Here is an 8,179-nt window from a genome sequence, read left to right as displayed (position 1 = left end):
CTGCGCGACCGTCTGCTTGCACACTATCAATTGGCTTTGGCCGAGTGGCTGGCCGAAGATCGGCAGGAGCATCCTGATGGCCTTGGCGATCTCGCCGATAACGACTTCTGATCCAGCAACAAGGGGCCCGTCGGGCCCCTTGTTACATCAATGCCGTCGCTCCACATCTGGACCTCCGCGTTTGATCGCCACGTCCATCAGCATCACCCGACGACCTGCAACATTGGCGATGGACCAGACCGCAGCCACCCATCATTTACCGTGCCCGCGCGCCCATCGAATCCCGTGCTCACGCACACGCCGCGCGCGGACAGGACAGAGCAATAGCCGTTCCTGATGCCCGTGCGCCTGCGAGCCTCTGTACAAACACAGCTACTGAGGTTGTTTAACTTCGAAAGCTACTTCCGCCAGCAACTTGCCCGCCGCATCCTTCGCCGTAAGGAACGGAGTGCCCTGTAGGGGCCAGCGCACACCAACCGACGGATCACTCCACAACAGAGTGCGCTCGTGCTCAGGGTACCAGTAGTCAGTCGCTTTATAGAGGACTTCGGCCTGCTCGGACAAAACCAGAAATCCGTGCGCGAAGCCTTCCGGTATCCAAAGTTGCTTCTTGTTTGCGGCCGAGAGCGTCACACCCACCCACTGACCGAAGGTAGGTGACTCGATGCGGACATCCACCGCGACGTCAAACACTTCCCCCGCGATTACCCGCAGCAGTTTACCTTGGGGATGCCGGACTTGGTAATGCAGGCCGCGGAGGACATTGCGCATTGAGCTGGAATGGTTGTCCTGGACGAAGGTAGGTCGGATGCCGGTCGCCTGCACGAACGCCCGCGCGTTGAAGGTTTCCATGAAGAAGCCGCGCGCATCGCCGAACACCTGTGGCTCGATGACCAGCACTTCGGGCAGTGCGGTGGGAGTGACGGTGAGTTTCATTTGACCGGATCCGCAATGATTTGCCTCAGGTACTTTCCGTAGCTATTGTTGTCCAACGATCCGGCAAGCTCGGCAACCTTGTCGGCGTTGATCCACTGACTGCGGTAAGCGATTTCTTCCGGGCAAGCCACCATCAGACCTTGCCGGTTCTGTAGTGTTGCGATGAAGCTGGCCGCCTCCAGCAATGATTCATGCGTGCCGGTATCAAGCCAGGCATAGCCGCGCCCCATGATCTCCACATCGAGCTGTCCGGCCCGCAGATAGTGATTGTTGACGTCGGTGATCTCCAGCTCGCCGCGCGCCGATGGCCGGATCCCTGCGGCGATGTCGCATACCTGGTTGTCGTAGAAATAGAGGCCGGTCACCGCATAGTTGGAGCGCGGCTTGCGCGGCTTTTCTTCCAGCGACACGGCGCGAAAGTCCTCGTCAAATTCCACCACGCCATAGCGCTCGGGATCCTGCACGTGGTAGGCGAATATCGTGGCGCCATCGGTCTGTCTGGCGGAGCACCTGAGCTGGGCCACCAGGTCGTGGCCATAGAAGATGTTGTCGCCGAGGATCAGCGTAGACAAATGATTGCCGATGAAATCCTTACCGATGATGAAGGCCTGCGCCAGTCCATCGGGCGATGGCTGCACGGCATATTGGAGGTTGATGCCCCAGTCGCTGCCGTCGCCGAGCATCTCGGCGAAGCGCGGCGTGTCCTGTGGCGTGGAGATGACCAGGATGTCGCGGATGCCGGCCAGCATCAGGGTGGACAGCGGGTAGAAGACCATCGGCTTGTCGTACACCGGGAGCAGTTGCTTAGATACCGACCGCGTAATCGGGTATAGCCGGGTGCCGGAACCCCCGGCGAGGATGATGCCTTTACGCATGGAAATCTCGCTCAGCAAGGAGCTGGTCCAGCAGATAGCGCACCCCTTCTTCCCATGGAGGAAGGTGGATGCCGAAAGCCTGGCGCACCTTTGCCGTATTTAGCCGGGAGTTTGCCGGCCGTGGCGCTGCGGCGGCATACTCTTCCGCAGCAATGCCTTCGATATCGTCGGGCCCAGCCTTCAGGGCGATGCCGCGTGCCGCCGCATGGCGCAGGATTTCCTTCGCATAGGCATGCCACGTGGTCTCGCCGGCAGCAGCCAGGTGGTAGATGCCCGCCGCAAAGTCAGCTCGATTGCCGGACAGCCAGTGGCGCGCAACGATCTGAGCCGTTGCGTCGGCGATCAGCGCCGCCGAGGTCGGCGCGCCGCGCTGATCGGCCACCACCCGCAGGCTTTGGCGCTCGCGGGCAAGACGCAGCATGGTCTTAGCGAAATTGTCACCGTGCGCCCCCGCCACCCATGCCGTGCGCAGAATCAGGGCAGGAATGCCTGCCGCCCCGATCGCGGCTTCGCCGGCCAACTTGCTCTTGCCATACACTGAGCGCGGATTGACGGGGTCGCTTTCCACATAGGGACTGTCCTTGCTGCCGTCGAACACATAGTCGGTGGAATAGTGGACCAGCAGCGCACTCATGGTGCGTGCTTCTTCGGCCAGCACCACCACTGCCGCGGCATTGATGGCAAAGGCAAGCGCAGGCTCGGCTTCCGCCTTGTCGACCGCGGTATAGGCGGCAGCATTGACGATCACGTTGGGGCGATACTTGCGGAGCGCGCGGCGGACCTGGTCGGGGTCGGCAAGGTCGCACGCAGACCGGTCGAGCGCCACGACGCGGCCAAGCGGCGCCAGGCTGCGTCGCAGTTCGAAGCCGACCTGCCCGTTGCTGCCGGTGACGAGAAGCGTGGGGGTTTCCATGCTATGCGGCATATTGCTTCGCCACCCAGTGGCGGTATTCGCCGGACAGCACGTCCTGCACCCAGTCCTGGCTGTGCAGATACCACTGCACGGTCTTATGCAGGCCGGATTCGAAAGTCTCGGCCGGCTTCCATCCCAGTTCCCGCGCCAGCTTGCTGGCGTCGATGGCGTAGCGCCGGTCGTGCCCGGGGCGGTCCTTGACGAACGCGATCTGGGTTCGGTACGAACCGGAGGCCTTGGGCTTCAGTGCGTCCAGCATGTCGCAAAGCGTATGCACGACCTCCAAGTTGGTTTTCTCGTTCCAGCCGCCGACGTTGTAGGTTTCGCCGGGGCGGCCGCATGCCAGCACCTCGCGGATGGCCGCGCAGTGGTCGCTGACGTAGAGCCAGTCGCGCACGTTGAGGCCATCGCCATAGACGGGCAGCGGCTTGCCGGCCAGCGCGCTGGTGATCATTAGCGGGATCAGCTTCTCGGGAAATTGGAATGGCCCGTAGTTGTTGGAGCAGTTGGTCGTGATCACCGGTAACCCGTAGGTATGATGGTAGGCGCGCACCATATGATCCGATGCCGCCTTCGAGGCGGAATACGGACTGTTCGGCTGATAGGGCGAGGTTTCCGAGAACGGCGGGTCGGCAGGGCCGAGCGAGCCGAAGACTTCGTCGGTGGAGACGTGCAGGAAGCGGAATGCGGCCCGGGCGGCGGCATCCAGTGCTCGCCAGTAGGCGAGGACCGCTTCTAGCAGCGTGAGCGTGCCCACCACGTTGGTCTGCACAAAGTCGGCCGGCGCATCGATAGAGCGATCGACGTGGCTTTCCGCCGCAAAATGCAGGACCGCGCGAGGCCGGTAGGACTGCAGCAAGCGGGTGATCGCTGCGCCGTCGCAGATATCGGTTTGCGAAAAGATGTGCCGGGGATCGCCTTCAATGGCGGCCAGGTTCTTGCGGTTGCCGGCATAGGTCACCTTGTCGACATTGACGATTCCGTCGGCGCCGCCCTGGCGCAGCCAGTCGAGAACAAAGTTGGCGCCGATGAAACCTGCGCCGCCTGTAACCAAAATGTGCGACAACGCTTGCTCCTGCCAATGTATGTCGACAAACCCGTCATGCCGGGCGCTCAATTTCGAGAAGAAAACTACGGCTGCGTTCATCCCCTCTGAAAGGAACGGTATTCTATCTGCCGGTAACCCATCCTACGATCGCCGCAGTTCGTTGGGTAGCCTCAGATAACAGGTACCGGAACGGATTGCGGATGCGGCTCACCCTAATGACAAATCACAAAGCATTCCAAGCATCACCCTACGCCATTGGCGACCTTCAGGGCTGTGCCCCCTCCCTCGATAATCTTCTCGCCCAACTCCATGCCGAAACACCGGTGCGCTTCGTCGGCGACCTGATCAACCGCGGCCCCGCCGCGCTGCCAACGCTGCGCACCGTCCGCGCCATGGGCATCCGGGCTGAAACTGTACTTGGCAACCACGACATCCACCTCCTTGCCGTAGCCGCGGGCGTCCGCAAAAGAGGCAAATCGGACACCTTGGACGACATCCTCGCCGCGTCTGACTGCGAGGAACTCCTGACCTGGCTCCGCCACCGCCCCCTGGCCCTGCTCGAAAACAATTTCCTCCTGGTCCACGCCGGCGTCCTCCCCCAATGGACCGCCCCCCAGGTCATCGACCTAGCCCAGGAAGTCGAAGCCCAGCTCCAGGGCCCCAACTGGCAAGGCTTCCTCGCCGACATCTTCGGCAATACCCCCGACCGCTGGCACGACGGCCTGCGTGGCATCGAACGGCATCGCGTGGTGGTCAATGCACTTACCCGACTGCGCTTTTGCACCGTCGATGGCGTGATGGACTTCAAGACCAAGGAAGGGCTCGGCAAGGCGCCGGACGGCTTTATGCCGTGGTTCGATGTGCCGGGACGGCGCACCGGGGATGTGACCGTGGTGTGCGGGCACTGGTCGACGCTGGGCCTGGTGATGCGGCCGGACCTGATGGCACTGGATACCGGCTGCGTCTGGGGTGGCAAGCTGACGGCGGCGCGCATGGCGGCGGATCCGGCCGAGCGGACCGTGGTCCAAGTCGATTGCCCGCAATATTGTGATCCGCTGGCCTGAGGCGCAATCCCGCGTTGGCGGGGAGGACAAGCGCGCTAGCTGATGGCAGCGGAGGCTGCCGCAGGTTCGGCGACAGGGTTGGCCGGCTGGTTCAGCCGCTCGACCGTTGCCACTGCCTCGTCACCGGCACCCTGCGCGAGATGATGAACAACCTCGCGGGCGGCACTTGCCAGTTCGCGGCGGTCGGCTGAGATCGGCATCAGGGACGGGCCGATGACCACCCGAGCCTTGATGCGCGGGGCGCGCAGGACGGCATTCAGCGACTGCAGCAGCGTGGTGTCGTCGATGTAGGCGGCCGCCAGCGTCGGCTGGCCGGAGGCCGCGTCGAGGTAGTTCAGTCCGACCGGCTGCACCGGCAGGCCGCCGGAGATCGGGGCCTGCATCAGGTTGGCGTGAAACGGCAGCACCCCGGTGCCGTCGGTGGTGGTGCCCTCGGGGAAGACGCCGACTAGGTCACCCTGCAGCATGACGTCGGTGATGTCGTGCAGGACCCGGTGGGCGTCGCGCTTGCGCGCGCGTTCGATGAAGATGGTGCCGGTCTTGTCACACAGCCAGCCGATCAGCGGCCAGTCGCGGATCTCGGACTTGGCAACGAACCGTACGGGCTGCCAGCTATGGATCACATAGATGTCCAGCCACGAGATATGGTTGGAGACGACCAGCGCGCCATGTCGGGCCGCACCTTGCGGGGCCTCGCCGCGGACGTCGACGACTTCGACCTCGATCCCGCAGATGCGCAGCAACCGCCGCGACCAGCGCCGGATGTGCCAGGCGCGCGAACGCGCGCCCAGCCACGGGAACAGCACGGCGCAGGTCAGCAGCCCACGCAGCAGGTGCAGCACCAGCGCGGTCTTGCGCAGCCAGATCATGCGGTGGCGTGGTTGCCGTTACCGCTGCCGCTGCCGTTGCCGCTGCCGTTGCCATATACGATCTGGCCGCCGACGAGCGTCACGCGCACCCTGCCTTCCATCTCATAGCCGAGCCACGGCGTGTTCTTGCCCTGGCTCTTGAGCGAGCGGCGATCGACCTTCCATACCTGCTTCGGATCGAACACGCAGACATCGGCGGTGGCGCCGGCGGCCAGCGTGCCGGCCTTCAGGCCGCTCACGCGCGCGGGCTCGGAGGTGATGCGGGCCAGTGCCTGCGCCAGCGGCACCTTGTGCTCGGCGGCCCAGCGCAGGGTCAACGGCAGCAGCAGTTCGAGGCCGGTGGCGCCGGGGGTGGCTTCGGCGAAGGGCAGCAGTTTCTCGTCGTCGTCCACCGGGGTGTGGTCGGAGCACAGGGCGTCGATGGTGCCGTCGGCCAGCGCGGCGACGATGGCGTCGCGGTCGCGGGTGCTGCGCAGCGGCGGCGAGAAGCGCATCTGCGAGTTGAAGTAGCCGATATCCATGTCGGTCAGCGAGACGTGGTGGATATTGACGTCGCAGCTGACCGGCAGGCCTTCGCGCTTGGCCTGGCGCACCAGCTCCAGCCCGGCGGCGGAGGACAGGCGGCACAGGTGCACGCGGGCGCCGGTGGAGCGCATCAACTCGAAGATGGTGTGCAGGCGCACGGTCTCGGCGATCACGGATACGCCGGACAGGCCGAGGCGCGACGCCACGGCGCCGCTGGCGGCCACGCCGCCGCCCAGGAACGGGTCTTCCGGGCGCAGCCAGACCGTAAAGCCGAAGGTCTGCGCGTACTGCAGCGCGCGCAGGAGCACCTGGGTGTTGCGCACCGGCTCCTCGGCCTGGCTGAAGCCGACGCAGCCAGCCTCGGTCAGCTGGTTCATTTCGGTCAGCACTTCGCCCTTCAGCCCCAGCGTCAGCGCGCCCAGCGGGTAGACGTGGGTCTGGTTGAGCGTGCGCGCGCGGAATTTGAGCATTTCGACCAGGCCCGGCTCGTCCAGCACGGGGTCGGTGTCGGGCGGGCAGATCAGGCTGGTGACGCCGCCGGCGGCGGCCGCGGCGACTTCGGATTCGAGGGTGGCCTTGTACTCGTAGCCGGGTTCGCGCAGGCGTGCGGACAGGTCGACCAGGCCGGGGCACACGATCAGGCCCTTGGCGTCGACCACCTTGTTGGCGGTGAAGTCCGCCGGGGCGCTGCCGACCCCGACGATCTTGCCGGCGGCGAGATAGAGGTCCTGTACGGCATCGGTGTTGCTGGCCGGGTCGATCAGGCGGCCGCCCTGGATGTGAATCTTCATCAGATTTGCTCCGAGAAACCCCGACCTTCAGGGCGGGGAAGGAAAGGAGCGCTGCCAGCAGCAAGCAATCCCAAATTAGAATGACCGGCATGCTTCTCGTCTATCGCTACCGGGTGAAGTCGCTGAACGGCCTGCTCAATCAGCAGAGCCGCGTAGTGAACTACGTCTGGAACTTCTGCAATGACACGCAGAAGCACGCGCTCAAATGGGGCAAAAAATGGCCTACGGGCTTCGATCTGAACGTGCTGACGAGCGGCAGCAGCAAGGAACTTGGTATCCATTCGGGTACCGTCAATGCGGTTTGTGAGCAGTACGCCAAGTCGCGTAACCAGCATCGCCGGCCCTACTTGCGCTATCGCGGCCGCAAGTCCCTTGGCTGGGTGCCGCTCAAGGGGCGGGATCTCAAGCGTTCGGGCGATGCCTTCCGCTTTGCCGGCAATACGTTTCGCATTTTCAGCTCCCGCCCCCTTCCCGAAGGCAAGATCAAGGACGGCACGAATTTCTCGCGCGACGCGCGAGGCAACTGGTTCCTGAACATCGTGATTGAAGTTGCCGACACGCAAGCCCGCTGCCCGGCGCGCGGCGTCGGTATCGATCTGGGCCTGCAGGACCTTGCCACACTCTCGACCGGCGAGAAGATCGGGAATCCGCGCCACCTTGGCCAACTCGAGCAAGCCCTTGCCAAAGCGCAGCGTGCGCGCAAGAAACGACAGACCACAAACCTCCACGCACGTATCAAGAATGCGCGGCGTGACTTTTTGCACCAGCTCTCGCATCGCATCGTGCGGGACTTTGACTACATCGCGGTGGGTAATGTGAATGCCGCCGGACTCGCCAGGACCAGCATGGCAAAGTCCGTCCTCGATGCGGGCTGGTCGTCCTTCCGCACAATGCTCGCGTACAAGGCGATTGCGCATGGCGCGTGGTACGAGGAAGTTGACGAACGTTTCACCACCCAGGTTTGTTCTTCGTGCGACGCGATGCCGCCGGAGAGGCCGAAAGGTATCGCAGACCTTGGAATAAGGCAGTGGGTATGCAGTGAATGCGGTGCTGTACATGATCGCGATGTGAACGCTGCGCTAAATATCCTTGCCCGATCGGGACATCGATCGCCTGCAGAGGGAATCCTCTCCCTTTAGGGAGGGGAGGATGTCAAAG

Annotated in this window: 8 protein-coding genes; 2 read left to right on the top strand and 6 right to left on the bottom strand. The window is 63.8% G+C overall.

The genetic code is table 11. The annotated features are described in order from the left end of the window. Nucleotides 1-372: 372 nt before the first annotated feature. The 4 genes from rfbC to rfbB are packed head-to-tail and all read right to left on the bottom strand — an operon-like array spanning nucleotide 373 to nucleotide 3,790. Nucleotides 373-936, bottom strand: coding sequence for a dTDP-4-dehydrorhamnose 3,5-epimerase (gene rfbC, locus K309_RS0108960; RefSeq protein WP_029046113.1), 564 nt, complete (start codon nucleotides 934-936; stop codon nucleotides 373-375). After that, nucleotides 933-1,811: a glucose-1-phosphate thymidylyltransferase RfbA gene (gene rfbA / locus K309_RS0108955; RefSeq protein ID WP_029046112.1), complete on the bottom strand. Its 879-nt coding sequence runs from the start codon at nucleotides 1,809-1,811 to the stop codon at nucleotides 933-935. The genes rfbC and rfbA overlap by 4 nt, the downstream gene beginning before the upstream one ends. Further along, entirely contained in the window at nucleotides 1,804-2,724 is a 921-nt protein-coding gene (gene rfbD / locus K309_RS0108950) for a dTDP-4-dehydrorhamnose reductase (protein ID WP_232232340.1), read from the bottom strand. The genes rfbA and rfbD overlap by 8 nt, the downstream gene beginning before the upstream one ends. A 1-nt stretch (nucleotide 2,725) precedes the next feature. Beyond that, nucleotides 2,726-3,790 carry a dTDP-glucose 4,6-dehydratase gene (gene rfbB / locus K309_RS0108945; RefSeq protein WP_029046110.1) on the bottom strand — a complete coding sequence of 355 codons (1,065 nt, stop codon included), beginning with the start codon at nucleotides 3,788-3,790 and terminating at the stop codon, nucleotides 2,726-2,728. Between the two features lie 182 nt (nucleotides 3,791-3,972). Between rfbB and K309_RS0108940 the strand changes: the two genes are divergently transcribed. Then, a complete protein-coding gene (locus K309_RS0108940; protein ID WP_232232339.1) occupies nucleotides 3,973-4,836 on the top strand; it encodes a symmetrical bis(5'-nucleosyl)-tetraphosphatase in 864 nt (287 codons plus the stop codon). A gap of 35 nt (nucleotides 4,837-4,871) precedes the next feature. On the opposite strand, the gene K309_RS0108935 is transcribed toward K309_RS0108940, so the two are convergent. Both K309_RS0108935 and K309_RS36200 read right to left on the bottom strand, forming a co-directional pair. Further along, nucleotides 4,872-5,705: a lysophospholipid acyltransferase family protein gene (locus tag K309_RS0108935; RefSeq protein WP_029046108.1), complete on the bottom strand. Its 834-nt coding sequence runs from the start codon at nucleotides 5,703-5,705 to the stop codon at nucleotides 4,872-4,874. After that, on the bottom strand, nucleotides 5,702-7,021 hold the full coding sequence (locus tag K309_RS36200; protein ID WP_051320389.1) for a dihydroorotase: 1,320 nt from the start codon (nucleotides 7,019-7,021) through the stop codon (nucleotides 5,702-5,704). Before K309_RS36200 ends, K309_RS0108935 begins: the two co-directional genes overlap by 4 nt. An 89-nt stretch (nucleotides 7,022-7,110) precedes the next feature. On the opposite strand from K309_RS36200, the gene K309_RS0108925 reads away from it, so the two are divergent. Next, complete coding sequence (locus tag K309_RS0108925) at nucleotides 7,111-8,160, top strand: RNA-guided endonuclease InsQ/TnpB family protein (RefSeq protein ID WP_029046107.1); 1,050 nt, start codon at nucleotides 7,111-7,113, stop codon at nucleotides 8,158-8,160. Nucleotides 8,161-8,179 lie beyond the last annotated feature (19 nt).

The organism is Cupriavidus phytohabitans (genome assembly GCF_000426345.1).
GTDB lineage: Bacteria > Pseudomonadota > Gammaproteobacteria > Burkholderiales > Burkholderiaceae > Cupriavidus.
This window is presented reverse-complemented; position numbering and strand designations above follow the sequence as displayed.

Bases quoted from the DNA above. Each gene is read 5' to 3' on its own strand.
- K309_RS0108940 (WP_232232339.1), top strand. From the start codon at position 3,973: ATGCGGCTCACCCTAATGACAAATCACAAAGCATTCCAAGCATCACCC.
- rfbA (WP_029046112.1), bottom strand. From the start codon at position 1,811: ATGCGTAAAGGCATCATCCTCGCCGGGGGTTCCGGCACCCGGCTATAC.
- rfbD (WP_232232340.1), bottom strand. From the start codon at position 2,724: ATGGAAACCCCCACGCTTCTCGTCACCGGCAGCAACGGGCAGGTCGGC.
- rfbC (WP_029046113.1), bottom strand. From the start codon at position 936: ATGAAACTCACCGTCACTCCCACCGCACTGCCCGAAGTGCTGGTCATC.
- K309_RS0108925 (WP_029046107.1), top strand. From the start codon at position 7,111: ATGCTTCTCGTCTATCGCTACCGGGTGAAGTCGCTGAACGGCCTGCTC.
- K309_RS0108935 (WP_029046108.1), bottom strand. From the start codon at position 5,705: ATGATCTGGCTGCGCAAGACCGCGCTGGTGCTGCACCTGCTGCGTGGG.
- K309_RS36200 (WP_051320389.1), bottom strand. From the start codon at position 7,021: ATGAAGATTCACATCCAGGGCGGCCGCCTGATCGACCCGGCCAGCAAC.